Raw genomic sequence first — 24,199 nt, 5'->3', positions numbered from 1 at the left:
CCTTATTCAGGACGGGACACCAAAAATAAAAAAGCCCCGCCAAAGCGGGGCTCTCTCTACCAACGCAGCAATCAGATCGCCGCATCACTCCACTGCCCATTCACCAGGCGACGCAGCCCCAACGGGTTGCCGTCACGCAGTGCCTCAGGCAGCAGCGACTGCGGGTAGTTCTGGTAGCACACCGGACGCAGGAAGCGATCGATCGCCAGGGTACCCACCGACGTCCCACGGGCATCGGAAGTCGCCGGGTACGGCCCACCGTGAACCATCGCATCACACACCTCGACACCGGTCGGGTAGCCGTTGATCAGGATACGGCCGACTTTCTCTTCCAGCAGCGGCACCAGCCAGGCGAAGGCTTCGAAGTCTTCCGCTTCGCCGATCAGGGTGGCGGTCAGCTGACCCCGCAGGCCGAGCAGGGCGGCGCGCAGTTGCTCGTTGTCCTTGACCTCGACGGCGACGGTGGTCGGGCCGAAGACTTCTTCCTGCAGCAGGGGATCGGATTCCACCAGCAGACGCGCGTCAGCCTTGAACAGCTGGGCACGGGCCTGGCTGCCTTCCTGGGCCTGGCCGGCCAGGTGTTCGATACCGGCGTGGGCCTTCAGGTGCTCCAGGCCGCCGACGTAGCTGCGCAGGCCTCCGGCGTTGAGCAGGGTCTGGCCCGCTTGCTGGTCCAGATGCTGGCCCAGCTCACCCAGCAGTTGGCTGTACTGTGGCGATTGCAGGCCGATGACCAGGCCCGGGTTGGTGCAGAACTGACCGGCACCCAGGCAGACGGAGCCTGCCAGTTCGCGGGCGATGGCTTCGCCACGCTTGGCCAGGGCGCCCGGCAGGATGATCACCGGGTTGATGCTGGACATTTCGGCGAAGACCGGGATCGGCTGTGGACGCTCGGCGGCCATGCGGCACAGGGCGTCTCCACCTTTCAGCGAGCCGGTGAAACCGACGGCCTGGATCGCCGGGTGCTTGACCAGCCACTCGCCGACGCCACCACCGAAGACCATGTTGAACACGCCTTTTGGCATGCCGGTACGCTCGGCAGCACGCTGGATGGCGCAGCCCACCAGGTCGGCGGTGGCCATGTGGCCGCTGTGGGCCTTGAACACCACCGGGCAACCGGCGGCCAGGGCCGCAGCGGTGTCACCACCGGCGGTGGAGAAGGCCAGCGGGAAGTTGCTGGCGCCGAATACGGCCACCGGGCCAACGCCGATGCGCATCTGGCGCAGGTCGACGCGTGGCAGGGGTTGGCGCTCGGGCAGGGCCAGGTCGATACGGGCACCGAGGAAATCGCCACGGCGCAATACCTGGGCGAACAGGCGCATCTGGCCGCTGGTACGGCCACGCTCGCCCTGGATACGGGCGGCGGGCAGGGCGGTTTCACGGCAGACGATGGCGACGAAGGCCTCGTCCAGCTCATCCAGTTCGGCGGCGATGGCATCGAGGAATTCGGCGCGACGGGTCGGCGCCAGTTGGCGGAACTCGGCGAAGGCGGCAGCGGCGGCCTTGGCCGCCCGGTCCACTTCGGCTTCGGTGGCCTGGACGAAGGTGTAGGGCAGGGCCTCGCCGGTGGTGGCGTCCAGGCTCTGCAGACGCTGGGTGCCAGCGGCGCTGCGCTGGCCGGCGATGAAGTTGTGGCCGAGGATCTCAGGCATGGAATGCTCCTTTAGAGAGAAGTGAAGGAAGGAATGCGGATGGAATGGGCCGGCTCCTACAGGAGCTGCGAACATCGAGCCGGCCGGGTGCATCAGGTGATCGGCGCCGGGTTGAACAGGGTGATGTCGTTGTGCAGCTTATGCTGCTCGGCCCAGGTCTGCTTGCGGCCGCTGGCGACATCCAGATAGTAGTGGAACAACTCCCAGCCCAGTTCCTCGATGCTCGAACGGCCGGTGGCGATGCGCCCGGCGTCGATGTCGATCAGGTCGGGCCAGCGCTCGGCCAGCTCGGTGCGGGTGCACACCTTGACCACCGGAGCCATGGCCAGACCATACGGCGTGCCACGACCGGTGGTGAACACGTGCAGGTTCATCCCGGCGGCCAGTTGCAGGGTGCCGCAGACGAAGTCGCTGGCCGGGGTGGCGCAGAAGATCAGGCCCTTGCGGTCGACCCGCTCGCCCGGGCCGAGCACGCCCTGGATGGCGCCGCTGCCGGACTTGACGATGGAGCCCAGGGACTTCTCGACGATGTTCGACAGGCCGCCTTTCTTGTTGCCCGGCGTGGTGTTGGCGCTGCGGTCGGCCGCACCTTGTTGCAGGTAGCGGTCGTACCAGTCCATCTCGCGCACCAGCGCGTCGGCCACGTCCTGGTTCTCGGCACGGGAGGTGAGCATGTAGATGGCGTCGCGCACTTCGGTCACTTCCGAGAACAGCACGGTGGCACCGGCACGTACCAGCAGGTCGGCGGCGTAGCCCAGGGCCGGGTTGGCGGTGATGCCGGAGAAGGCATCGCTGCCGCCGCATTGCATGCCGAGGATCAGCTCGCTGGCCGGCACGCTTTCGCGGCGGCGCTGGTCGAGTTTCTTCAGGCGCGTTTCGGCCAGGCCCATGATCTGATCGATCATTTCAGTGAAGCCCAGGCTGGCGTCCTGCAGGCGGTACAGCCACGGCTCGCTGAGGTCGACCGACGGGTCGTTGTCGTGCATCACCTGGCCGGCCTGCAGCTTCTCGCAGCCCAGGCTGATGACCAGCGCTTCGCCGCCCAGGTTGGGGTTGCGTGCCAGGTTGCGCACGGTACGGATCGGGATGTAGGCGTCGCGGGCGTTGATAGCCACGCCGCAGCCGTAGCTGTGGGTGAGGGCGACCACGTCATCGACGTGGGGGTATTTGGGCAGCAGCTCGGCCTTGATGCGCTTGACCGCGTGTTCGAGCACGCCGGTCACGCATTGTACGGTGGTGGTGATGCCGAGGATGTTGCGGGTACCGACGGTGCCGTCGGCGTTGCGGTAGCCTTCGAAGGTGAAGCCTTCCAGCGGGGGCAGGGCGTCGGGCACGGCATCGCAGCGTGGCAGGCTGTCCAGTTCCGGGGCGGCCGGCATGGCCAGTTGGCTTTCCTGCACCCAACTGCCCTGGCGCAGGTCTTCCAGGGCGTAGCCGATGATCTGGCCGTAGCGGCGCACCGGTTCGCCCTTGGCGATGAACACGGTGGCGACCTTGTGGCTCTGTGGCACGGCTTGTACCAGCGTCAGGCCATCGGAGAAGCGGGCGCCTTCGCCCAGGCCGCCGTCATTGACCACCACCACGACGTTGTCGTCGTCGTGCAGGCGGACGTAGCGGGGCGAGTCAGAATGTTCGATCAACTGCATGGTCGTGCCTTTCTTATGGATTTCTCAGGCTTTGTTCTGCGTGCATGCCCGCGGTGTAGCGGGCATGCACGGGTTCTTGCTCAGTGACGCGCACCCGCGACTTTCATCGTGGGGTTGGCATCCGTTGCCGCTTCATCCTTTGGGCCGTCACGCAACTCGATCCGCTTGATCGGGCCGACGATCACCAGGTAGCTGAACACCGCGACCAGGGCGTTGGCACCGACATACACCAGGGCCCACTTGAACGAGCCGGTGGCGCTGATGATGTAGCCGATGACGATCGGCGTGGTGATCGAGGCAATGTTGCCGAAGGTGTTGAACAGGCCACCGGACAGGCCAGCGATCTGCTTGGGCGAGGTGTCGGCCACGACCGCCCAGCCCAGGGCACCGATGCCTTTGCCGAAGAATGCCAGGGTCATGAAGCCGACCACCATCCATTCCGCCTCGACGTAGTTGCAGAAGACCATGGTGGTCGACAGCATCAGGCCGCAGACGATCGGCAGCTTGCGCGAGAAGGTCAGCGTGTGGCCACGACGCAGCAGCCAGTCCGAGATTACACCACCGAGCACACCGCCGATGAAGCCGCAGATGGCCGGCAGCGAGGCGATGAAGCCCGCCTTGAGAATGGTCATGCCGCGTTCCTGCACCAGGTACACCGGGAACCAGGTCAGGAAGAAGTAGGTGATGGCGTTGATGCAGTACTGGCCCAGGTACACGCCCAGCAGCATGCGGCTGGTCAGCAGTTGCTTGACGTAGTGCCACTTCGGACCGTCGTTGCTGCGTTTCTGGTCCATGTCCACCAGGCCACCGTTCTGCTCGATGTGTTCGAGTTCACTCGGGCTGATGCGCGGGTGCTGTTTCGGGTTGTAGATGGTCTTCATCCAGATCCCCGAGAACACGATGCCGAACACGCCCATCACGATGAACACGTGTTCCCAACCGAAGTGGTAGACGATCCAGCCCATGATCGGCGCGAACAGCGCGGTGGCGAAGTATTGCGCCGAGTTGAAGATCGCCGAGGCCGTGCCGCGTTCCGCCGCCGGGAACCAGGCCGCGACGATCCGGGCGTTGCCGGGGAACGACGGGGCTTCGGCGAAACCGACCAGAAAGCGCAGGGTGAACAGGGTGACGACCGCCCAGGTCACCGGCAGGCCGCCGACAAAACCCTGCAGCATGGTGAACAGCGACCAGCTGAAGATACTGAAGGCGTAGACGTTTTTCGAACCGAATCGGTCGAGCAGCCAGCCGCCGGGGATCTGGCCGGCCACGTAGGCCCAGCCGAAGGCGGAGAAGATGTAGCCGAGGGTGACAGCGTCGATGCCCAGGTCTTTCTGCAGACTGGAGCCGGCAATGGCGATGGTGGCCCGGTCGGCATAGTTGATCGTGGTCACCAGGAACAGCATGAGCAGAATCAGGTAGCGCACATGCGTCTTTTTAGTCGCTTGCATGCCTTGTACTCCCACTAGTTATTTTTGTGCGGGCTAACGAGTTGTGACCGGAGCCGGCGGTTGCCCGGCTCCGGGTGCGGTGTTGGCAGTCCGCAGGGGCGCGCTTATTGTGGGCCCATCTTGTCCATCAGCGCCGCCAGGGCTTCGTACTCCTGTTCGGTCAGGTCGGTCAGCGGGGTCCGTACCGGGCCGGCGTCGTAGCCGGCGATCTTCGCACCGGCCTTGACGATGCTCACTGCATAGCCGGCCTTGCGGTTGCGGATGTCCAGGTACGGCAGGAAGAAGTCGTCGATCAGCTTGCCCACGGTGGCGTGGTCGTCCCGGGCGATGGCGTTGTAGAAGTCCATCGCGGTTTTCGGGATGAAGTTGAACACCGCCGAGGAGTAGACCGGCACGCCCAGGGCCTTGTAGGCCGCCGCATAGACCTCGGCGGTCGGCAGGCCACCCAGGTAGCTGAAACGATCGCCCAGGCGGCGACGGATGGACACCATCAGTTCGATGTCACCCAGGCCGTCCTTGTAGCCGATCAGGTTCGGGCAGCGCTCGGCCAGCTTTTCCAGCAGGTCGGCGTTCAGGCGGCAGACGTTGCGGTTGTACACCACCACGCCGATCTTCACCGATTTGCACACCGCTTCCACGTGGGCGGCAACACCGTCCTGGCTGGCTTCGGTCAGGTAGTGGGGCAGCAGCAGCAGGCCCTTGGCGCCCAGACGCTCGGCTTCCTGGGCATATTCGATGGCCTGGCGGGTCGAGCCGCCGACACCGGCGAGGATCGGCACCGACTGGGCGCAGGTGTCGACGGCGGTCTTGATCACCTGGCTGTATTCGCTGGCCGCGAGGGAGAAGAACTCACCGGTGCCACCGGCGGCGAACAGGGCGCTGGCGCCGTAGGGCGCGAGCCATTCCAGGCGCTTGACGTAGCCGGCGGCGTTGAAGTCGCCCTGGGCATTGAAGTCGGTGACCGGGAAGGACAGCAGGCCGTGGGAAAGGATGGATTTCAGTTCTTGTGGCGTCATTGTTCTAGGTATCCAGTGGCACGAGGGTGGAAGGAATTTCTGTAGAGGTAAGTTATCGTACAACTTAGCCGAAAGCTAGTGCCATTTTTCTCGATCGGCGAGATGGATGCATTTGCGAAGGTGCCGCGTCAGCTCAGGTAGATCGCCCGGTTATAAAGGTTGAGCCCTGGGTGATCGAAGGCTTCTGCGGCTGAGGACGTGCCACTCGGGGCTCTTCACTGGCAGAAGGCTAGGGAAGATAGTTGTCGTACGATTGGCGGTCGACAACCTGTTCGACCCTCTCCTCAGGTCGCGCGGATATCCATGATCCGTTCCACCAGCCAGGCCAGCGCCGGGTCGTGCTGGCGGTGCGCGAGGTAGACCAGTTCCAGCTGGAACGGCTCCAGCGCGAACGGCAGTTCGAACAGTTGCAGCGGCAGCAGTTGCGCGAAGTGCGTGGCCAGCGCGGTCGGCAGGACCACGCACAGGTCCGATTCCGCCGCCAGGTGCGCGGCCTGCAGGTAGTTGGGCGTGGTGTAGACGATACGCCGCGACAGGCCCTGTTCCGCCAGCCATTGGTCGACCATGCCGCGGGTCTGGCCGCCATGCACCCAGAGGTGGCGCAGGCCGAGAAAGGTGGCCAGGTCGAGCGTTGCGTTCACCACCGGATGGTCGCGACGTACCGCGATACGCAGGGTTTCGCTGCGCCAGTGGCGGCGTTCGAAGCGCGCGGGAGACTCATCGAAGCGGCCGAGCACCAGGTCCAGCTCGCCCCGGTCGAGGGCTTCCACCGGCAGGCTCGGTGCCAGGTGCACCACATCGACCCGCAGGTGCGGCGCCTGGGTCTGCAAGGTGGCGAGCAGCCCGGACATGCACAGCTGTTCGGCGTAGTCGGTCAGGGCGATGCGCAACTGGCGGTGGCTGCGGCCGGGATCGAAGCTGTTGTCGCTGCCCAGGGTCTGTTCGATCTGTTGCAGCGCGGCGCGGATCGGCCCTTCCAGCGCCAGGGCGCGAGGCGTGGGGCGCATGTGCCGGCCAACCCGTACCAGCAGCGGATCACCCAGCAGGTCGCGCAGGCGGGCCAGGGCGTTGCTCACGGTCGGCTGGGTCAGGGCCAGGCGCTCGGCGGCCCGCGACACGTTCTGTTCGCGCAGGAGCATGTCCAGCACCCGCAGCAGATTGAGATCGAAGGTCGATATATTCATGGCTGGAATACATGGGATGCAAAATTAAAATTTCAAAAATACTAGGGCTCTGACTAGGGTTGCGGCAATCCCTTCGATCATCGATTCAGGAGCGCCGCGAGTGAGCCACCCCTACCACGTTCAGCAAACCGCCGTTATCGGCGCCGCGACTTCGCCCGCCGTGCTCGACACCGCGCAGGACCTGGGGTTGATCCTGGCGCGGCTGGCCGATGTGCGGGAGGGCCGGGCATGAACTATCGGGCACCCTTGCGTGACATGCGTTTCGTGCTCCATGAGGTCTTCGATGGGGTGGCGCACTGCCGCCGCCTTGGCAATGGCCTGGACGGCGAGACGATCGATGGCATCCTCGAGCAGGGCGCACGGTTCGCCAGCGAGGTGGTGGCACCGCTCAACCGCCAGGGCGACGAGCAGGGCTGTCGTCTGGAGCAGGGCCGGGTACTGACCCCGGAGGGCTTTGCCCAGGCCTATCGGCAATACGTCGAACAGGGTTGGGCCGCCATGACCGGCCCGCTCGAGTACGAGGGGCAGGGCCTGCCGCAGCTGGTCTCGGCCAGTTTCCATGAAATGCTGATGGGCGCCTCGCTGTCGTTTCGCATCTACTCCGGGCTCACCGAGAGCGCCGTGCTGGCCCTGCATCGCCACGGCAGCGAGGCGCTCAAGCGCGATTACCTGGGCAAGCTGGTCAGCGGCGAGTGGACGGGCACCATGTGCCTGACCGAACCGCAGGCCGGTACCGACCTGGCGCTGCTGCGCACACGGGCCCAACCGGAAGCGGATGGCAGCTACCGCATCAGCGGCAGCAAGATCTTCATCAGCGGTGGCGACCAGGACCTGAGCGAGAACATCGTGCATCTGGTGCTGGCCCGCTTGCCGGAGGCACCGGTCGGTGTGCGGGGCATCAGCCTGTTCCTGGTGCCGAAGTTCGAGCCGGGTGCGGACGGCGGCGTGGGGCGACGCAATGCCGTCGAGTGCGGCGCCCTGGAGCACAAGATGGGCATCCGCGGTGCTGCCACCTGTGTGATGAACTTCGACGGCGCCCGCGGCTGGCTGGTGGGCGAGGCCAACCAGGGGTTGGCGTGCATGTTCACCATGATGAACGATGCGCGCTTTCAGGTCGGCCTGCAGGGCCTGGGCATCGCCGAGGCGGCGTTCCAGGGGGCGCTGGCCTATGCCCGCGAGCGCCTGCAGTCGCGCAGCCTGGCCGGGCCGGTGGCGCCCGGGCGCGCCGCCGACCCGATCATCAGCCACCCCGATGTGCGCCGCATGCTGCTGACCCAGAAGACCCTGGTCGAAGGCTGCCGCCTGCTGGCGGCGTGCGTGGCCCGCGAGCTCGACCTGGAGCACGGCGACCCGGACCCACAGGCCCGCGCCGCCGCCGGCCGCCGGGCCGCGTTGCTGATCCCCATCGTCAAGGCCTTTCTCACCGACGTCGGCCAGGAGGTTTCCAGCCTGGCGGTGCAGGTCCATGGCGGGCACGGCTATATCCGTGAGTGGGGCATGGAGCAGTTGATGCGCGACAGCCGCATCACCCAGCTGTACGAGGGCACCAACGGTATCCAGGCGCTGGATCTGATTCGCCGCAAGGTGCTGGCCGACGGTGGCGAGCAGGTGCGGCAACTGATCCGGGAACTGCTCGATGAGGTGGCTGCCTGCAGCGATCCCGCCCTGGACGAGATGGCCCGGGTGGTGGGCCAGCGCCTGGAACAGTGGCGTTCCCTCAGCCAGCACGTGCTGGATGTCTGCCGGGCCGATCCCCAGGAGATCGGCGCGGTGTCGGTGGATTTCCTCGCCTATTCTGGCTACGTGCTGTTGGCGGCGTTGTGGTTGCGGGCGGCGGTGTGTGCCGCCGCGGCGCTTGACCGTGGCACGGATGACCGGGCGTTCTACCAGGCCAAGCTGCAGGCGGCGGAGTTCTACTGGCGACGGCTGCTGCCGCGCGCCGGTGCCCATCGGGAGGCGCTGCTCGGCGGCGCCCCGTGCCTGATGGTCATGAGCGAGGAGCACTTCGCCTTCTAGCCGGTTTTCCCTGCCGCCGTTCGCGCAGGCCGCGCCACGGCGAGTGCCATGAATACAAGAACAAGAGGAATAGGGACATGCAGCCTTTCAGCTTCGCCACCACGCCACAACTGCTCTGCGAACCGGGCGCGGCCGCCCGCCTGGCGTCATTGTGTCAGCAGCGCGGCGCCCGCCGGGTACTGATCGTCACCGACCCCGGCATTATCCGCCTGGGCCTGTTGGATGAGCTGTTGCCCGGTTTCACCCAGGCCCGGCTGGGCGTGGCGATCTTCAGCGATGTCTGCGCCGACCCGAGTGACACTTGCGTACAGTCCGCGGTCGAGCGGGCTCGCCACATCGGGGCCGAGTTGATCGTCGGCTTCGGTGGCGGCAGTTCGATGGATGTCGCCAAGCTGGTGGCGTTGCTGGCTCATCCCGAATGCAACCAGGACCTGCAGGCCATCTACGGCGTCGACCGGGCCCAGGGCCGGCGTCTGCCGCTGATCCAGGTACCGACCACCGCCGGCACCGGCTCGGAGGTCACGCCCATCGCGGTGATCACCACCGGGCAAGCCAGCAAGATGGGCGTGGTGGCCTCGATCCTGCTGCCGGACCTGGCGCTGCTCGATGCCCGGCTCACCCTCGGCCTGCCGCCGGCGATCACGGCGGCCACCGGTATCGATGCCATGGTCCATGCCATCGAAGCCTACACCAGCAGGATCAGGCGCAACCCGCTGTCGAGCCTGTTGGCCCGGGAGGCGTTGCGTCTGCTGGCCGCCAACCTCGACCAGGCCGTGCACCAGGGGGACGACCTCGCGGCCCGCCAGGCCATGCTGCTGGGCGCCTGTCTGGCCGGGCAGGCGTTCGCCAACGCACCGGTGGCGGCGGTGCATGCACTGGCCTATCCGCTGGGGGCGCAGTTCCACGTGCCCCATGGGCTGGCTAATTCCCTGGTGTTGCCGCACGTGATGCGCTTCAACCGCGCCGAAGCCTTTGCCGACTACGCCGAGCTGGCGCCGATGCTGCTCGGCGAGCGGCTGCGGGCCGGTGATCCGCCGGCACGCTGCGAGCAGTTCATCGAGGAACTGGCGCAACTGGCGCCTCGCTGCGGTTTACCCACCCGGCTGCGCGATTTGGACGTGCCACGTCAGCGTCTCCGGCAACTGGCCGAGGACGCGATGCAGCAACAGCGGCTGCTGGTGAACAATCCGCGTGAGGTCCGGCTGGCCGATGCCCTGGCGATCTACGAAGCCGCGTTCTGAAGGGCTCGGCGAGCGCCCGCCATGGGACGCTCGCGGGGCGGCGGCTCGGATCCGAACAGGCCCCCACCCTGAACGCCCCACAAATGACGCCCGTTTTTTCCCGCAGGAGGGACGCTTTGTCTTACAGATAGCCTTGCGTGGAGCGACTACATAATTAGGGGCAGCACAAAATCGAGCGGTGCAGTGAAGGAGGGCGCTCTGAACCACCGAGGTGGATTCGCGAGCGGCCTGAGGAAAGTTCGCCGCACCGGCTCAACCACCAGTCCGTCGCACCCGGCTGCGATAGCGATCACAGGGAGTACACACAAATGGATTTGAGTTCCGATATCAGCGCTGACCAGACCTGCATGGTGCTGCTCAGAATCAACCAGGAGTCATTGCGGCGCGACGGTTTTCTGTTCGAACTGGCCAGCCACGTGGAGGGCTGGGCGGGTGTCGAGATCCTCAGCGTCGAGTTCGGCCGGCGTGACGAGCACGCTCCCGGCCCGGCGGACGTTCTGGCGTGAAGCAGTCTGGCCCACGCACGGGCCGTCATCCGACCATGGAATGGTAGAGGTTTATATGCACCCGTTGAATCTGGCTGTCGCCTTTCAAATCATGAACAACATCAAGACCGGTCAGTTGCGCAATTGCCTGGCCATGGGGTTTGAGGAAAAGGACCTGCAGACCCTGATCGACCCGCGCTGCATGGGCGCCCTGGTGAACTCGCCGGTGCCCTGGTTCAAGGTGCTGGTCGACGGTGATGTCGTCCAGCGGCTGCTCTCGCGCACCCGCGACAGTGACGAGGAGGAGCAGATCAGCCGGGCGCTCCGCCTGGGGGCCAGCTCGCCGATGATCCTCGAACTGTTCGGGCTGTCGCCCAAGGAAGTCGCCATCCGCCGCACCATGTTGGGCATACCGTACCGCAAGGGTCGCTGGCCAACGGTCAGTCAGGACGGGGAAATGCGTCTGTGGGGACATTGGGTCCGGCTGACCAAGGAGCTGGATACCGATACGCAGGACCCGCGCTCGGTGCTGCAGGTGGCGATGCTGATGACCGAGTGCGAGCCGACCTTGAACCTGGCCATGGTCTGGAGCCTGATCCGCGGCTGGATTGACGAGGAACTGGTGTGAGGCGTGGCTGAGCGGGTCGCAGGGGCCGGTTCCTGGGACCAGCCCCCGAGGCCCCTTGTGAAGGCCCTCAGTATTTCCAGGTCAGCGAAGCGGTCAGGTTGCGTGGTGCGCCGTAGTTGCTGGCCGTGCCGCTGTACAGGGACACCAGGTACTTCTCGTCGGTGACGTTGTTGAGGTTCAGCGACGTGCTCCAGTTGCGGTTGATATCGTAGCTGGCCATCAGGTCGACCACGGCATAGGGATTCTGGCGAATGCTGCTGTACACGTCATTCTGTACGGCGCTCTGCCAGCTCACCCGGGTCCCGACCTTGGCCTGTGGCAGGCCAGGCAGGCGGTAGGTCAGCATGCCGTGGACGCTGTGCTTGGGCACGTACTTGCGTGCCCGGTCGCCATCGGCACCGTCGATTCGCACATAGGTGTAGCCGCCCAGCAGGTCGAGGCCGGGCAGCACTTCGCCGCTAGCCTGCAACTCGATGCCGTGGCTCTTGTAGTCATCGGTGTAGTAGCGGTATTGGGAGCCCACCTGAATGTATCGGCTGTTGGACGGCACATTGCTCTGTTCGGTCTTGAATACGGCTCCCGTCAGGGTCAGGCGATCATCCATCAGGCTGCCTTTCACCCCGGCTTCCAGGCTCTTGCCTTCGAGTGGGGCGAGTGGCTTGCCGTCGATGCCGACCGTGCCGTACTGCGGATTGAAGATCTTCGTCCAACTGGTGTAGAGGCTCCACTGCCTGTTCAGGTCATAGACCAGGCCGGTGTAGGGCGTGACCTTGCCATGTTCGCGTTGGGAGTGGTCGACACCATAGCTGTCGCCCGAGCCGTCGGCGCTGAGCATGCGCGCGCCGGCGATCCAGTGCAGGTCATCCGCCAGGCTGAAGCGCGTGGCGGCGAACAGGCTTTTCTGGGCGTCGGTGAAGTTCTGTGTATTGGTATCGCTGGTGTAGATGAGCGGCGGCGGTGTTTCGGTGCCCGCAAGAATGCTGGCAAATGAGGTCGGGTAGTAACCCGCCGCTGCGGCATCGTATTCGCGTGCCGTCTGGTGGGTACGGCCATAGCTGGCACCGACGGTCAGCTCATGTTCGCGCCCGAACAGGCTGAACGGGCCGGAGAGCTTCGCCTCACCCAGTAACTCGTGGGCCTTGCTGGTGGTATGGGCCGCAAACGCCGTGGCGTCATCGCCGGTGACGCTGGAAACATAGAGCATGTTGGTGTCTTGTTTCTCGGTGATCCCGGTGGCGGTGATCGTCGCGTTCCAGCCGTTGCCGAAATCATGCTTGAGCTCGGCAAAGGCACGCTGGGTGTGCATGTTCCAGTAGGTCCACGGCTGGCCGACGCTGGAGCTGCGGCTGTGGTAGTGGATCGGGTTGTTGTTGCTGTCCACCAGGGGCAGGTTGCCCCACGTACTGCCGTTGGCGTCGCTGTTGTGCTGCGAGAAACCGACCGTGAGGGTGTCGGCATCGGACAGGTCGAACGCGAGCAGGCCGGCGACCACGTTCTTTTCGTGGCTGTAGCGATCGAGCCAGGCGTTGCCCTTGTCGTGGGCGTAGATGAAGCGTGCGCGTACGTTGCCGCTTTCCGTCAGCGGGCCCGATACGTCCATGTCGATTCGGCGGTTGTCCCAGGAGCCGGCGCTGGTGTCGATCTGCGCCTGGAAGGTGTCGGTCGGCCGCTTGCGCACGAAGTTGACCGTGGCCGACGGGTTGCCGGTGCCGCTCATCAGGCCATTGGCGCCATGGAGCACGTCGATCTGCTCGTATTCGGCCATGTCCTGGTCGCCGATCAGGATTGTCTGGGCGAACGGCATGCCCATGCCGTCGTACTCGAACGTCCCGATATCGAAGCCGCGAGAAGTGAACTCGGTGCGGTCGGTTTCGCTCTGCTCCACCGTCACCGAAGGGGCGGAACGCAGGGCGTCCTTGACGCCATTGAGCTTGAAGTCATCCATTTGGGCGCGGGTGATGGTGGTGATGGCTTGTGGCGTTTCCTTGTCCGTCAGTCCCAGCTTGGTGGTGCTGGACGAGGGCTGTCCCTGGTAGCCCTCGCTCTGGGTGTCGCCCTGAGTGACAGTGCCTTGAATTTGCGTAGCGGGCAGGGTGAGCTCGTCGGCGGCGTTCGCCTGCGGCAGCACACTGATAGCGCCCATCAGTAGCAGGGTGGTGGTGGAAAGGCAAGGATTCAAAATTCATGTTTCCTGATATGTCAAAAGGAAACACTATTCTTAATCAAGATGATAATCATTACCAAATGTGTCGATCTTGTTACCCAGCGGACAAGTGGTTTCATAGCGCGCAACGGATCATGACGAGCCCAGGGTGCAGTGCCCTGGCGGCGATCGGTGCTACTCTGGCGGTCCGCTTGTTTTCGAGCTGGCGCCGGATGCCGCCCGTATCGGCAGGTTTCCCTTTCAGGGCCCGTGGAACACGCGCCCCGCACGATGAGGAACAATCAGATGAAGCTCTGCCGTGTTGGCCAACCCGGACAGGAACGTCCGGGCCTTGTAGACGCCCAGGGACGTATCCGTGACTTGTCGGCTCACCTGGACGACATCACGCCCGACGATGTCACGCCAGCCGGCTTGGCACGCATCGCCCGGCTCGACATCGCCTCGCTGCCGCTGGTCGAGCAGGGCGTTCGCCATGGCGCGCCGGTGGCGGGGATTCGCAAGTTCATTGCCATTGGCCTCAATTACCGCGACCACGCCGAAGAAGCCGGCATGGCGATTCCGGATGAACCGGTGATCTTCACCAAGGCAATCACCTGTATCTGTGGCGCGCACGACAACATCGTGCAACCGCGCGAGTCGACCAGGCTGGACTGGGAAGTGGAGCTGGGGGTGGTCATCGGTACCGAGGCCCGTTCGGTTTCCGAGGCGCAGGCCCTCGATGTCGTGGCCGGTTACTGTGTGGTCAACGACGTCTCCGAGCGTGCGTTCCAACTGCAGTCATCGCAGTGGGACAAGGGCAAGGGTTGCGACACCTTCGGTCCCATCGGGCCCTGGTTAGTGACCCGCGACGAGATCGCCGATCCGCAGAACCTGGACATGTGGCTGGACGTGAATGGCGAGCGCCGCCAGACCGGCAACACCCGCACCATGATCTTCACGGTGGCGCAGATCGTTTCCTACGTCAGCCGCTACATCACCCTGCAGCCGGGAGACGTTCTCTGCACGGGTACCCCGCCGGGTGTCGGCATGGGCATGAAGCCGCAACCGCAATGGCTCAAGCCCGGCGACACGGTTCGCCTGTGGATCGAGGGCCTGGGTGAACAGCAGCAGACGGTCGTGTCCGCTGCCTGAGGACTGCTCGTCGGGTTCAGTCCCGGTTCTCGACCTTGAACAACTGCGCAAAGCCTTGCAGGGTGCTGTCGACGAAACGCTCGTCGGTGGTCCCGGCCGGGAAGTGCAGGACGTTATGGATCACCAGCGATGCCAGGCCATGGGTATAGGACCAGCCGGCGAGGGCGGCCCGGCGCACTTCTGCATGCTGCACATCCAGCCCCAGTATTTCGGCGATGATGCGCTTGAGCTCGCCGAACGCCTCTTCGCGCGCGACCTTGAGCTCCGGGATCATCTCGCCGTTGGCGAATTCGGGGCCGAACATCAACTGGTACAGGGCCGGGTTGCCGCGGGCGAAGCTGAAGTAGGCCAGGCTCGCGTTACGCAGTTTCCGCACGCCTTCGCTGTGGGCATCCCTGATCACCAGCACCTTGCCCAGTTCGCGAAAACCCTGGGCGGCCAGATGGCCGATGAGTTCCGCGCGGTTCGCGTAGTGGTGGTACGCCGCGGTTGAACTGACTCCGACCCGCTCCGAAACCGCCCGCAACGAGAGTTTGGTCGGTCCCACTTGCTCGAGCATCTGTCGCGCGGCGTCGAGCAGTTGCGGCGCCAGGTTGCCCACGTGGTAGGTATCGCGTGAGCGGGCGGAGGTCTTGGTCATGCGGGGGTGGTCTCGACAGCAGGGAATTGGAAGGTATCAGCGTGGCCACGATCTTAGCATGGCGAAGTATCTTGACAGTGCTAAGATTGCTTCGTAGCCTGTGCCCCACAACGAGGCCGAAGTCGTGAGTCGTGCGAACGGAGGCCAGCCCGTCCGGGGTGTTTTTTTAGCGTGATCTTAGCACTGATAAGTTAAGGGGAAGAACATGCAACACTATGACGCCGTCGTGATCGGCGCTGGCAACGCCGGATTGACCGCCGCAACGGCCTTGCAGCGGGGCGGCTGTCGCACCCTGCTGCTGGAGCGCCACAACATTCCGGGCGGTTGCGCCACGTCCTTCGTGCGTGGCGATTTCGAGTTCGAAGTGGCGCTGCACCAGCTCAGCGGCCTGGGCACCGAGGACAAACCCTTCGTCATGCGCAAGCTGTTCGACAAGCTCGGCGTGCTGGACAAGGTCGAGTTCGTCCAGGAGCAGGCGCTGTATCGCCTGGTGGTGCCGGGGGAGATCGACGTCACCCTGCCTGCCAGCTGGTCGGGGGTGCGCGATACCCTGCAGGGGCTGTTTCCGGCGCAATCCCAGGCGATTGCGGACTTCCTGGCGCTCTGCGAGAAGATCACCGTGGAAAGCTTCATGACCCTGCCCCAGGCGCGCCGCAGCAACAGCCAGGCGATGCTCGAGTCGATGTGCCCGTGCTTCGTGAAGTACGGTTTCCGTTCGGTGAAGGAGGTGCTGGACGAATTTTTCAGCGACCCCAAGCTGAAGCGGGTGGTGGCCACCTATTGGCTCTACCTCGGCGTGCCCCCCAGCAGGCTGCCGTTTCCAGACCTGGCCGCGATGTTGTATGCCTACGCGGCATTCAAGCCCTGGCATATCAAGGGTGGCTCCCAGGCCTTGTCCAGTGCGTTGGTGGAGTCGTTTCTCGAAGCCGGTGGCGAAGTCCGTTTCAACTGCGGCGTAGAGAAGATTCATACCCGCGACGGTCGCATCAGTGGTGTACGCCTTGAGGGGGGCGAGAGCGTTTCCTGTGCGGCCGTGGTGTCCAATGCCAGCCCACTGACCACCTTCAACGAGTTGCTGGATCTCGAGCAGCCCCCGCTCAAGGTCCGGCAGGATTTCAAATCCCGGCGCATGGGGACCTCGGCCTTCGTCATCTACCTGGGCCTGGATTGCACCCCGCAGGAACTGGGCGTCACGCAAGCGTCCAGTTTCATCTACGAGACCCTGGACGAAGAGCAGATCTTCCAGCGCATGGGCAGCCTGGAACCCCCCCTGGGCGGCATGCTGACCTGCTACAACCTCGAAGATCCCGAGGCCGCGCCCCCCGGCAAGAGCCAGGTGGTGCTGGTTTGCCTGCAATATGCCGAGCCCTGGAAGGCCGTGTCGCCGGAGCATTACGCGCAAACCAAGTACGCGTTCGCCGAGCAACTGATCGGGGTGATCGAGAAGGTCTACCCGAAGGTGCGCCAGTACATCGAGGAGGTCGAAGTCGCCACGCCGCTGACCATGATGCGCTATCTCAATACGCCGGGTGGCGCCATCTATGGGTTCCAGCAAAGCACACAGGATTCGGCCTTGCTGCGCGAGCGCCTGGAGGGTGTGCCCGGTCTCTATATCGCCGGCTCATGGACCACCATGGGCGGCTTCCAGCCGACCTACATGGCGGGTGAATCCACCGCCAGGGCGGTGCTCAAACAGTTGAAAACCAGGGAGGTGGAGCATGTCTGAGCAGAACCTGCTGAATGCCGTCGCGGGCTTTCGTGAAGCCTGGCAAGCCAAGGAGGTGCTGGAGCGGACGGGCAGCGACTTCCGCGAAATCAGGGGGGAGGTCGCCAGCACCGTGGTGCAGTTGCATCCCAAGCGGCTGGAACTGGAGGTCGCCGAGATCATCGATGAGACCGCCAGCACCCGGACCTTGCGCCTGGTCGCCGCGGACCGTGGCGTGCTGCCACCGTTCCAGGCCGGGCAGTACATCAACCTGTTCGTCGACATCGATGGCGTGGCCACCGCTCGACCCTATGCCATGTCTTCTTCGCCCGCGCAGCGTTCCCATTACGACCTGACGGTGAAGCGGGCCGCAGGTGGTTTCGTGTCCAACCATCTGCTCGACAGGGTCGTGGTGGGGCAGCGCCTGCTCGGTTCCGGGCCGATGGGCAGCTTTCACCACAATCCGCTGTTCCATGGCGATGACCTGGTGTTCCTGGCCGGCGGCTCGGGCGGTGCGCCGGCGCGCAGTATCCTGCTGGACATCCTCGAGCGTGGCCTGCCGTACCGTTTCCACCTCATTTACGTGAACAGCTACATCGATGATGTGATTTTCGATGATGAACTGCGTGGCCTGGCCGATCGCCATGCCCACTTCACCTTGAGCGAGGTGATTTCCCGTCCTCCGGCCGACCACCGGGGCCACACCGGTCGCCTGACGCAGCCACTGCTGCAGCAACTGCTCGGCGAGATCGGCGACAAGATGTTCTACGTGTGTGGTCCCACGCCGTTCAATGACAGTTGTATCGAGCTGCTCATGGCACTGGGTGTGAAGCGTCGACGTATCCGCGTCGAGGCCAATGGTGCGCCCAAGGCGCCGAATGAGCAGCCAGGGTGGCCTGAAGGCGTCTCACTGGATGATGAGGTCACCGTCACGGTCAATGGGCGCGGTCAGTTCCGCAGCCGCGTGGGCGAGCCCTTGCTCAATGCCCTGGAGCGCAATGGCTACGGCACCGAAAACGCCTGCCGTTCAGGCGAGTGCAGCCTGTGCCGGGTCAAGTTGCTTCGTGGCACGGTGTTCAATCCGCAGGAGGCCCATTTGCGCAAGTCCGATCGTGACTTCGGCTGGATCTACTCCTGTGTCGCGTTCCCCACGGGAGATATCGAAATCCTGCTCTGAAAGGGCGACTACCGCGATTTCAGCGCCAACCCAGGCGTCGATCCAGCGCCCAACTGCCAGCACCGCGGCCGACCAGCAGCAACAGCAGGGCGGCCCAGGTCAGGTGGGTCGGCCAGGCATCGGGGTAGACGAATATCTCGATCACCAGGGTCATGCCCAGCAGGGCCAGGGCCGAGAACCGGGTGGCCAGGCCCAGCACCAGCAGCAGGGGGAACAGATGCTCGGCGTAGGTGGCCAGGTGTGCCGCCAGCTCCGGGGGCAGCAGGGGCAGGGCATATTCATCGCGAAACAGCGAATAGGTGCCGGGCCTGATCGTCAGCAGGCCTTCGACCTTGGTGCGCCCGGAGAGCCAGAACACCGAAGCGATGCCCAGGCGGGCCAGCAGCAACAGGAGGTTGTCACTCAGCAGGCGGGTCAGCACGGAAGCGTTCATGGAAGGTACCTTCATTCGAGTGGGAGAGGGGCGAAGACCTGTGCGGCCATCAACGTGCCGAACAGCGTTGTGAAATCAAGATCCGGTTCACGCCGCTGGGCGTGGGTGCTGGCGGCGTCCAGCGACAGCCCGTCGGCGCAGGCGTCGAGAAAGGCCACCGCGCCAGCACTCAGGGGCGCATGGGTGACCCCGTCCAGTTCGCCGACCAGCAAGGTGCCTTCCCCGTGCCAATGGGCTGGCTGCCGGGCGATGCCCTCGAAACGGCTGCAGTACCACAAGGCATGGGCCGGGTGTTGCGCGCACCACTGCCAGCGCACACTGGTGCGGGGGCGCAGTGCCTGTCTGCCGAGCGCTTCCGGCGCGACGCTGGCCAGTGCCGCAGGCGCCAGGGCCGCTTCTACCGTCGAGCAGAAGGCTTCCAGCCAGAGTCGGTCCAACTGCGCCACATCCGGCAGGTAGGGCAAGTGCTGGGCGCCGGGATGTTCCGCCAGGAATGCCGGGAACTCATGGCCATACAGCGCCAGCCGTGCATCGATGGGGGGGTGTGCCTGGGCGTAGGTGTCCGCAGCGGCCCGCATCCATGCTTCGCCCACCAGGGTGAGCACGCTCGGGAAGTTGTCGCACAGGGCGTCGATGCACGCGGCTCGCACGGTGTTGCGGTACACGGCGAAACCCGGCTGTGCGGTGAGCGACTCCAGCGCCGGTGCCGGGTGTTGGTAGAGGGCCGCGACGAAGTCGTCCTGAAAACGGGCCAGGGTACTCATGGCGTGTTCTCCAGCAGCGTTTGCGCTTGCGTGCGCCCGCTCATCAACGTGTCGAAGTCCGGCAGCGCGTCATCGCGTTCGATCAGGGTGGGCAGGGGCCCCGTGCGTGCCAACAGGTTCCGGTAGAGCGCCCAGACCGGTTCGCTGATCTCGGTGTCGTGGCTGTCGATCAGCAGTGCGCTGGCGTGGTCGGCGCGATGCCCGGCCAGGTGCACTTCCATCACCTGGTCGAGAGGAAAGTCCCTGAGGTAGACGTCGGCATGTTGGCCGAGGTTGTGGGTGCTGACGTAAACGTTGTTCAGGTCCAGCAGCAGGCCGCAACCGCTGAGGTGGGCCAGTTCTCCGAGGAACGCCGGCTCGTCCAGCTCATGGCCTTCCAGGTGCAGATAATGGCTGGGGTTTTCCACGGCGATGCGCCGGCCCAGTGCATCCTGGGTGCGGGCGACGTTGTCGGCGATACGTGCCAGGGCCGTGCGGCTGCGTGGGCACGGCAGCAGGTCAGGGTAGTAGTGGCCGCGCCAGGTGGCCCAGGCCAGGTGTTCGGAGACCAGCACCGGCGCCACGGCATCAGCCAGGTGGCGCAGGCGGGCCAGGTGTTGTGGGTCGGGTGGGGCGTCGGCAGCCAGTGACAGCGATACCCCGTGCAGGGCCAGTGGATGGCGCTGGCCGAGGCGTTCGAGCCAGGCACGGCGGGGGCCGCCGAGCAGGTAGTTCTCCGCGTGCACCTCGAACCACAACCCGGGGGCTGTGGCCTCGAGTGCCTCGGTGAAGTGCTGGGGCTTGAGCCCCAGCCCTGCGCCCAGTGAGGCGGTGCTGTTCATCTCAGGCGTTTTTCGGGGTCAGCGAGCCGGCGCCGTTGGGCGTCATGATCCCGGTGCAGGTGCCGGCCGGCACTTCCTTGAAGGCGTTACCCTGATAGTCCTTTTTCGCGGTGCCTGCGCAGGTGGTACCGGCACCGGCCTTGCAGTCGTTCTCGCCGGCCTTGGCCACGCCGTAGCATTTTTCCATGGCCGGGTTCTTGCTCATGGCGGCGCCTTGGCTGGTGGTGTCGGCCATGGCGGTACCGGCGAGGGCGGCCAGGGCGAGGGCGGCGGCGCTGAGGGCAATAGCTTTCATGAGGTGGACTCCAATGATGTTCAGGATTGAATGGGCCACTGTTCGCAGTGGTCAGTAGCTAATTCGTTGCGCCCTGAGGTTTGGTTACAGCGGTACCGATTTTTTTTCAGAGGGTCTGTTTGGGTCGATCTTGTGAGTCCGCCGGGAGCTTGGGTAGGATCTGCCGCTTGCAACGGCCCGTGCATTTTTCAGCCACGGGTTGTAACCAGGGCAGCGTATGCAACGAACTAACCATCAGGAACGCCTTGCCGAGCGTGAACAACAGCTCAAGAGCCTGCTGCTCGCCGGATTGGCCGGTGATGCCGCTAGTTATCGGGCGTTCCTCACGGCATTGGCCGGTCACCTGCGCGCGTTTCTGGGGCGGCGTCTGATCGGCCGGCCGGCGGAGGTGGAGGATGTGGTGCAGGAGGTGCTGCTGGCGGTGCACAATGCACGACACAGCTACCTGCCCGGGCAGCCGGTCACCGCCTGGGTGCAAGCCATCGGGCGTTACAAGCTGGCTGATTACCTGCGCACGGCACGACGCGTCCAGGATCGGCAGCTGCCGTTGGACGATCAGGCCGAATGGTTCGCCGAGACTGACGACCAGGCCACCGAAGCGAGCCGGGACCTGGGGCGCCTGCTGAGCCAGCTGCCCGACCGGCAGCGCCTGCCCATCGAGTACGTCAAGCTCGAAGGGCTGTCGGTGGACGAAACCGCGCACAAGGTGGGGCAGTCCATCTCCGCGGTGAAGGTGAACATTCACCGTGGCCTGAAAAGCCTGGCGAAAATGATTCGAGGTGAGCGTAACGATGAACACTGACGAACTGATCGGGCTGCTGGCCACCGGCAACCCCCGGGTGCCGCCCCATGTGTTGGCGCGCCGCCTGGTACTGGCGCTGGCCGCCGGCGGGCTGGGTGCCGTGCTGCTGATGGCCAGCCTGTATGGCGTGCGCCCGGACCTGGCCGAGGTCGCACGTACGCCGCTGTTCTGGGCCAAGCTGGCCTTGCCGGGTGTACTGCTGGGCGTGGCACTGGTGTTGGTGCACCGTCTCGCTCGCCCTGGCGTGAAGACCGGGCCGGCCGCAGGAGCATTGCTCATACCGGTGGCACTGGTGTGGCTGGGGGGCGCTCTGGAGTGGTTCGGCGCATCGGCGGGTGATCGCACAGGCCTGTTGTTCGGCACCACCTGGAAAACCTGCGCGCTGAACATCGCGCTGCTTTCGCTACCGGCGCTGGTCGCCAATGTGTGGGTGCTGCGCACGATGAATCCGACCCGCTTGCGCGCCACAGGGGCTGCCGGTGGTTTGCTGGCGGGCGCCACCGCCACGCTGGCCTACTGTCTGCATTGTCCGGAAATGAACGTGACCTTCTGGTGCGTATGGTATCTGGCCGGGATGCTGCTGCCCACGGTGCTGGGGGCTTGGTTGGGACCGCGACTATTGAGGTGGTAGCGGGCCCGAACCCGATCGGTTCGCAGCGCAGGGCCTGGTATATCGGTTCGACCGGGTTGCAGCCACACTGGCATTCACCCTACGATATACAGGGGTGTGGCTTTCCATCGAAAGGCGCAGGTTAAAGACTTACGCCGGTCGGGCCGCTGGTGAGGATGGCTCATGCCCGCACCCAACACACCCGCGTCCCACTCTATCCCTCGCGTTCAGCAACTCACCCAGCAGGCGCTCGCCGCCATCGAACGCTTCAGTCATATCGAAGCGGTCAGCGGTATCGTGCTGCTCATTGCCGCCATCGTCGCCCTGCTCTGGGCCAACCTGCCGACATCTGTCGGTTACGAGGCCTTCTGGCATGCCCGCCTGAGCATTTCATTGGGCAGTTTTTCCGCCGGAGCGACATTGCACTACCTGGTCAATGACGGCCTCATGACGATCTTCTTCCTGGTGGTCGGGATGGAGATCCGCTCTGAGATGAAGGACGGTTCCCTGTCCAACATGCGTATGGCGACACTGCCGGTCATGGCGGCTTTGGGCGGGGTGGCAGTGCCGGCCCTGGTCTACGTGTTCTTCAACGCCGGCCATGCGTCCATCAGCGGTTGGGCCGTGCCGACGGCGACGGATATCGCTTTTGCCGTCGGGGTGCTCGCCCTTCTCGGGAAAACGATTCCTTCCGGGGTGCGGGTGTTCCTGCTCGCCCTGGCGATCATCGACGACATCGTGGCGGTGCTGATCATCGCCCTGTTCTATACCAGCTCACTCAATCCGCTGGGCGCCGTGGTGGCGCTGGCGGGGATCCTGGCGGTGCTGCTGTTCCAGCGAATGGGGATCGCCAATGCCTGGCTGTACCTGATTCCGGGCGCCATTCTCTGGGCCGGCTTTGCCATCCTGGGCGTGCATCCAACCCTGGCCGGGGTGGTGCTGGGGCTGATGACCCCGGTCTATTCCCGACCCGCCACGGAGCGTCCGCTGGCGACCCTCAGCCAGGCCATTCGTGAGCTGGTCGTCCACGTCAGTGAGCGTCCGGACCACGATGCCGTGCATCAACCGCTCGCTCGGATTCGCCAGGCCCATCGTGAACTGCTGGCACCGGTCAAGCGCGTGCAGGTTGCCCTGCATCCCTGGGTGGCCTACGGCATCATGCCGCTGTTCGCGCTGGCCAATGCCGGGGTCGAGATGGGCCATCTGTCGCTGGATTCCGGGTCTACCCAGGCGGTCATGGTCGGCGTTTTCCTGGCTCTGGTCCTGGGCAAGCCGCTCGGAGTGGTGCTGTCCTGCCTGGTGCTGGTCAAGACGCGGCTTTGCCAACTGCCGGAAGGCGTGGAGTGGCGGGGCGTGGTGCTGATCGGTCTGCTGGCCGGTATCGGTTTCACCATGTCCATCTTCATTGCCGGCCTGGCCTACACCGACCAGAGCCTGCTGGGGATTGCCAAGCTGGGTGTGCTGTCGGCTTCCGGCTGCGCTGCGCTGCTCGGGTTGCTCTGGGGGCTGGGGGCGTTCGTTTTCCGGCGCGTCAGATCCTGATTGTCCGGCCCTGGCGCCTTAATTCATTTTTTCAGGCAGCCAGGGCAGTGTTCTCTCTGTGGTGTACTGTCTTGGAGAGATAGCCACGAACACATCGCAGCCTGGCGGCGTTGCACGGCGGCTTGTGAAGCTGCCGTGGCGAGACACGTTCTTCGGGTCGCCAGGAAGACAAACGTGTCTTACTTTCAGTAGCGGGCCTGGCGTGGTAAAAAACTCCATCCCTCCTCAATCGAAGTTCGAAAAATGCCCAAGACACAGCTGGCAGGTAGCTCGGCAGCGACAGCGGCCGATATCGAAAAGTCGATCCAGGCCCTGAACAAAATGGCCGAACGCCTTTGGGGTGATGGTCGGGAAGCAGAGGCCCAGGCGCTGCTCAATGCCCTGGACGCCTTGAATCGTGCGCTGGACCGCATCCGGATCGGCCAGAGTCGTCGCGCGGCGACGCTGCACTGAAAACAGGAGGAACCCGCGCTATGGATGCACATGAGCGAGCTACTTGATCTGATCGCCGGGATTCTGAATCTGCCGGACGGTTCGAACCATCGCAGAAAACGCGTGTTTTCTCCGGGATTCCTGATTTTCGCGGCGTGTGTAGCCTTCGTGGAACTGGTGCTGCTCAATGCCTGGTATGGGTCAGGCGCTTGAGTATCGCTGCCACTGTCCTATCTGCGAGGCAGTACAACTGTTATGTTGCAACGTGACCGGGGCATGCTCGTCAGTTTCCAGCCATCGAGCTGCCTCAGGGAGCGAGCCTTGCACCCTGTGCGTCACCCAGGCTTCACCTGCTTTTCTTCGGGCG

At 64.7% G+C, this 24,199-nt stretch carries 24 protein-coding genes; 13 read left to right on the top strand and 11 right to left on the bottom strand.

All coding sequences use genetic code 11. The features are described 5' to 3' along the window. Positions 1 to 71: 71 nt before the first annotated feature. From PF66_RS28930 to PF66_RS28910, 5 genes are all read right to left on the bottom strand, one after another. Positions 72 to 1,652, bottom strand: coding sequence for an aldehyde dehydrogenase (NADP(+)) (locus PF66_RS28930; RefSeq protein WP_054064556.1), 1,581 nt, complete (start codon positions 1,650 to 1,652; stop codon positions 72 to 74). Between the two features lie 92 nt (positions 1,653 to 1,744). Then, positions 1,745 to 3,298, bottom strand: coding sequence for a galactarate dehydratase (garD, locus tag PF66_RS28925; RefSeq protein WP_054064555.1), 1,554 nt, complete (start codon positions 3,296 to 3,298; stop codon positions 1,745 to 1,747). Positions 3,299 to 3,378: 80 nt separating this feature from the next. Beyond that, the gene (locus tag PF66_RS28920) at positions 3,379 to 4,746 is read right to left on the bottom strand and encodes an MFS transporter (RefSeq protein WP_054064554.1); all 1,368 of its coding nucleotides are present in this window, start codon (positions 4,744 to 4,746) and stop codon (positions 3,379 to 3,381) included. A 104-nt stretch (positions 4,747 to 4,850) separates the two neighbouring features. After that, positions 4,851 to 5,762, bottom strand: a complete 912-nt coding sequence (kdgD, locus tag PF66_RS28915) for a 5-dehydro-4-deoxyglucarate dehydratase (RefSeq protein WP_054064553.1) — start codon at positions 5,760 to 5,762, stop codon at positions 4,851 to 4,853. Between the two features lie 284 nt (positions 5,763 to 6,046). Further along, the gene (locus PF66_RS28910; RefSeq protein ID WP_054060955.1) at positions 6,047 to 6,946 is read right to left on the bottom strand and encodes a LysR family transcriptional regulator; all 900 of its coding nucleotides are present in this window, start codon (positions 6,944 to 6,946) and stop codon (positions 6,047 to 6,049) included. 100 nt (positions 6,947 to 7,046) lie between these two features. Here PF66_RS28910 and PF66_RS33715 point away from each other — a divergent pair, with 100 nt between their 5' ends. The 5 genes from PF66_RS33715 (at position 7,047) to PF66_RS28890 (ending at position 11,316) form a co-directional block, all read left to right on the top strand. After that, positions 7,047 to 7,178 (top strand): hypothetical protein, encoded by a 132-nt coding sequence (locus PF66_RS33715; RefSeq protein ID WP_273820979.1) that lies wholly within the window; start codon positions 7,047 to 7,049, stop codon positions 7,176 to 7,178. Beyond that, positions 7,175 to 8,962 carry an acyl-CoA dehydrogenase C-terminal domain-containing protein gene (locus PF66_RS28905; RefSeq protein WP_054064552.1) on the top strand — a complete coding sequence of 596 codons (1,788 nt, stop codon included), beginning with the start codon at positions 7,175 to 7,177 and terminating at the stop codon, positions 8,960 to 8,962. Before PF66_RS33715 ends, PF66_RS28905 begins: the two co-directional genes overlap by 4 nt. A 77-nt stretch (positions 8,963 to 9,039) precedes the next feature. Beyond that, positions 9,040 to 10,203 carry an iron-containing alcohol dehydrogenase gene (locus PF66_RS28900; protein ID WP_054064551.1) on the top strand — a complete coding sequence of 388 codons (1,164 nt, stop codon included), beginning with the start codon at positions 9,040 to 9,042 and terminating at the stop codon, positions 10,201 to 10,203. A gap of 308 nt (positions 10,204 to 10,511) precedes the next feature. Further along, entirely contained in the window at positions 10,512 to 10,709 is a 198-nt protein-coding gene (locus PF66_RS28895; protein WP_054056974.1) for a hypothetical protein, read from the top strand. A 55-nt stretch (positions 10,710 to 10,764) separates the two neighbouring features. Beyond that, entirely contained in the window at positions 10,765 to 11,316 is a 552-nt protein-coding gene (locus PF66_RS28890; RefSeq protein WP_054056973.1) for a DUF2857 domain-containing protein, read from the top strand. A gap of 67 nt (positions 11,317 to 11,383) precedes the next feature. On the opposite strand, the gene PF66_RS28885 is transcribed toward PF66_RS28890, so the two are convergent. Beyond that, positions 11,384 to 13,459, bottom strand: a complete 2,076-nt coding sequence (locus PF66_RS28885; RefSeq protein WP_054056976.1) for a TonB-dependent siderophore receptor — start codon at positions 13,457 to 13,459, stop codon at positions 11,384 to 11,386. A 306-nt stretch (positions 13,460 to 13,765) separates the two neighbouring features. On the opposite strand from PF66_RS28885, the gene PF66_RS28880 reads away from it, so the two are divergent. Next, positions 13,766 to 14,611, top strand: coding sequence for a fumarylacetoacetate hydrolase family protein (locus tag PF66_RS28880; protein ID WP_054064550.1), 846 nt, complete (start codon positions 13,766 to 13,768; stop codon positions 14,609 to 14,611). 16 nt (positions 14,612 to 14,627) lie between these two features. Here PF66_RS28880 and PF66_RS28875 read toward each other — a convergent pair whose 3' ends face one another. Further along, positions 14,628 to 15,251: a TetR/AcrR family transcriptional regulator gene (locus PF66_RS28875; protein WP_054056971.1), complete on the bottom strand. Its 624-nt coding sequence runs from the start codon at positions 15,249 to 15,251 to the stop codon at positions 14,628 to 14,630. Between the two features lie 205 nt (positions 15,252 to 15,456). Here PF66_RS28875 and PF66_RS28870 point away from each other — a divergent pair, with 205 nt between their 5' ends. Both PF66_RS28870 and PF66_RS28865 read left to right on the top strand, forming a co-directional pair. Continuing rightward, the gene (locus PF66_RS28870) at positions 15,457 to 16,977 is read left to right on the top strand and encodes a phytoene desaturase family protein (protein ID WP_054056970.1); all 1,521 of its coding nucleotides are present in this window, start codon (positions 15,457 to 15,459) and stop codon (positions 16,975 to 16,977) included. Next, entirely contained in the window at positions 16,970 to 18,133 is a 1,164-nt protein-coding gene (locus PF66_RS28865) for a 2Fe-2S iron-sulfur cluster-binding protein (protein WP_054064549.1), read from the top strand. The genes PF66_RS28870 and PF66_RS28865 overlap by 8 nt, the downstream gene beginning before the upstream one ends. A 19-nt stretch (positions 18,134 to 18,152) precedes the next feature. Here PF66_RS28865 and PF66_RS28860 read toward each other — a convergent pair whose 3' ends face one another. The 4 genes from PF66_RS28860 to PF66_RS28845 are packed head-to-tail and all read right to left on the bottom strand — an operon-like array spanning position 18,153 to position 20,446. Then, positions 18,153 to 18,566, bottom strand: a complete 414-nt coding sequence (locus PF66_RS28860; RefSeq protein WP_239687910.1) for a DoxX family protein — start codon at positions 18,564 to 18,566, stop codon at positions 18,153 to 18,155. Positions 18,567 to 18,577: 11 nt separating this feature from the next. After that, positions 18,578 to 19,330 (bottom strand): DNA-binding domain-containing protein, encoded by a 753-nt coding sequence (locus PF66_RS28855; RefSeq protein WP_054056967.1) that lies wholly within the window; start codon positions 19,328 to 19,330, stop codon positions 18,578 to 18,580. Next, positions 19,327 to 20,151: a DUF692 domain-containing protein gene (locus PF66_RS28850; RefSeq protein ID WP_054056966.1), complete on the bottom strand. Its 825-nt coding sequence runs from the start codon at positions 20,149 to 20,151 to the stop codon at positions 19,327 to 19,329. Before PF66_RS28850 ends, PF66_RS28855 begins: the two co-directional genes overlap by 4 nt. A 1-nt stretch (position 20,152) precedes the next feature. Further along, a complete protein-coding gene (locus tag PF66_RS28845) occupies positions 20,153 to 20,446 on the bottom strand; it encodes a DUF2282 domain-containing protein (protein WP_054056965.1) in 294 nt (97 codons plus the stop codon). Positions 20,447 to 20,663: 217 nt separating this feature from the next. Here PF66_RS28845 and PF66_RS28840 point away from each other — a divergent pair, with 217 nt between their 5' ends. The 5 genes from PF66_RS28840 to PF66_RS33130 all read left to right on the top strand — a co-directional run bounded on the left by PF66_RS28840 (position 20,664) and on the right by PF66_RS33130 (position 24,045). Then, on the top strand, positions 20,664 to 21,248 hold the full coding sequence (locus tag PF66_RS28840) for a sigma-70 family RNA polymerase sigma factor (protein ID WP_054056964.1): 585 nt from the start codon (positions 20,664 to 20,666) through the stop codon (positions 21,246 to 21,248). Beyond that, positions 21,238 to 21,879, top strand: a complete 642-nt coding sequence (locus PF66_RS28835) for a DUF1109 domain-containing protein (RefSeq protein WP_054064548.1) — start codon at positions 21,238 to 21,240, stop codon at positions 21,877 to 21,879. The genes PF66_RS28840 and PF66_RS28835 overlap by 11 nt, the downstream gene beginning before the upstream one ends. A gap of 162 nt (positions 21,880 to 22,041) precedes the next feature. Continuing rightward, positions 22,042 to 23,400 (top strand): Na+/H+ antiporter NhaA, encoded by a 1,359-nt coding sequence (gene nhaA, locus PF66_RS28830; protein WP_054056962.1) that lies wholly within the window; start codon positions 22,042 to 22,044, stop codon positions 23,398 to 23,400. A 243-nt stretch (positions 23,401 to 23,643) separates the two neighbouring features. Beyond that, complete coding sequence (locus tag PF66_RS28825; protein WP_026145362.1) at positions 23,644 to 23,853, top strand: hypothetical protein; 210 nt, start codon at positions 23,644 to 23,646, stop codon at positions 23,851 to 23,853. Between the two features lie 30 nt (positions 23,854 to 23,883). Next, positions 23,884 to 24,045: a hypothetical protein gene (locus PF66_RS33130; protein ID WP_162491358.1), complete on the top strand. Its 162-nt coding sequence runs from the start codon at positions 23,884 to 23,886 to the stop codon at positions 24,043 to 24,045. Positions 24,046 to 24,199 lie beyond the last annotated feature (154 nt).

The sequence above is a fragment of the Pseudomonas asplenii genome (assembly GCF_001293465.1).
GTDB lineage: Bacteria > Pseudomonadota > Gammaproteobacteria > Pseudomonadales > Pseudomonadaceae > Aquipseudomonas > Aquipseudomonas fuscovaginae_B.
This window is presented reverse-complemented; position numbering and strand designations above follow the sequence as displayed.

Coding starts and splice junctions, on each gene's coding strand:
- PF66_RS33130 (WP_162491358.1), top strand. CDS start 23,884: ATGAGCGAGCTACTTGATCTGATCGCCGGGATTCTGAATCTGCCGGAC.
- PF66_RS28885 (WP_054056976.1), bottom strand. CDS start 13,459: ATGGGCGCTATCAGTGTGCTGCCGCAGGCGAACGCCGCCGACGAGCTC.
- nhaA (WP_054056962.1), top strand. CDS start 22,042: ATGCCCGCACCCAACACACCCGCGTCCCACTCTATCCCTCGCGTTCAG.
- PF66_RS28900 (WP_054064551.1), top strand. CDS start 9,040: ATGCAGCCTTTCAGCTTCGCCACCACGCCACAACTGCTCTGCGAACCG.
- PF66_RS28840 (WP_054056964.1), top strand. CDS start 20,664: ATGCAACGAACTAACCATCAGGAACGCCTTGCCGAGCGTGAACAACAG.
- PF66_RS28850 (WP_054056966.1), bottom strand. CDS start 20,151: ATGAACAGCACCGCCTCACTGGGCGCAGGGCTGGGGCTCAAGCCCCAG.
- PF66_RS28870 (WP_054056970.1), top strand. CDS start 15,457: ATGCAACACTATGACGCCGTCGTGATCGGCGCTGGCAACGCCGGATTG.
- PF66_RS28875 (WP_054056971.1), bottom strand. CDS start 15,251: ATGACCAAGACCTCCGCCCGCTCACGCGATACCTACCACGTGGGCAAC.
- PF66_RS28835 (WP_054064548.1), top strand. CDS start 21,238: ATGAACACTGACGAACTGATCGGGCTGCTGGCCACCGGCAACCCCCGG.
- PF66_RS28890 (WP_054056973.1), top strand. CDS start 10,765: ATGCACCCGTTGAATCTGGCTGTCGCCTTTCAAATCATGAACAACATC.
- PF66_RS28910 (WP_054060955.1), bottom strand. CDS start 6,946: ATGAATATATCGACCTTCGATCTCAATCTGCTGCGGGTGCTGGACATG.
- garD (WP_054064555.1), bottom strand. CDS start 3,298: ATGCAGTTGATCGAACATTCTGACTCGCCCCGCTACGTCCGCCTGCAC.
- kdgD (WP_054064553.1), bottom strand. CDS start 5,762: ATGACGCCACAAGAACTGAAATCCATCCTTTCCCACGGCCTGCTGTCC.
- PF66_RS28905 (WP_054064552.1), top strand. CDS start 7,175: ATGAACTATCGGGCACCCTTGCGTGACATGCGTTTCGTGCTCCATGAG.
- PF66_RS28880 (WP_054064550.1), top strand. CDS start 13,766: ATGAAGCTCTGCCGTGTTGGCCAACCCGGACAGGAACGTCCGGGCCTT.
- PF66_RS28865 (WP_054064549.1), top strand. CDS start 16,970: ATGTCTGAGCAGAACCTGCTGAATGCCGTCGCGGGCTTTCGTGAAGCC.
- PF66_RS28920 (WP_054064554.1), bottom strand. CDS start 4,746: ATGCAAGCGACTAAAAAGACGCATGTGCGCTACCTGATTCTGCTCATG.
- PF66_RS28930 (WP_054064556.1), bottom strand. CDS start 1,652: ATGCCTGAGATCCTCGGCCACAACTTCATCGCCGGCCAGCGCAGCGCC.
- PF66_RS28825 (WP_026145362.1), top strand. CDS start 23,644: ATGCCCAAGACACAGCTGGCAGGTAGCTCGGCAGCGACAGCGGCCGAT.
- PF66_RS28855 (WP_054056967.1), bottom strand. CDS start 19,330: ATGAGTACCCTGGCCCGTTTTCAGGACGACTTCGTCGCGGCCCTCTAC.
- PF66_RS28845 (WP_054056965.1), bottom strand. CDS start 20,446: ATGAAAGCTATTGCCCTCAGCGCCGCCGCCCTCGCCCTGGCCGCCCTC.
- PF66_RS28860 (WP_239687910.1), bottom strand. CDS start 18,566: ATGAACGCTTCCGTGCTGACCCGCCTGCTGAGTGACAACCTCCTGTTG.
- PF66_RS28895 (WP_054056974.1), top strand. CDS start 10,512: ATGGATTTGAGTTCCGATATCAGCGCTGACCAGACCTGCATGGTGCTG.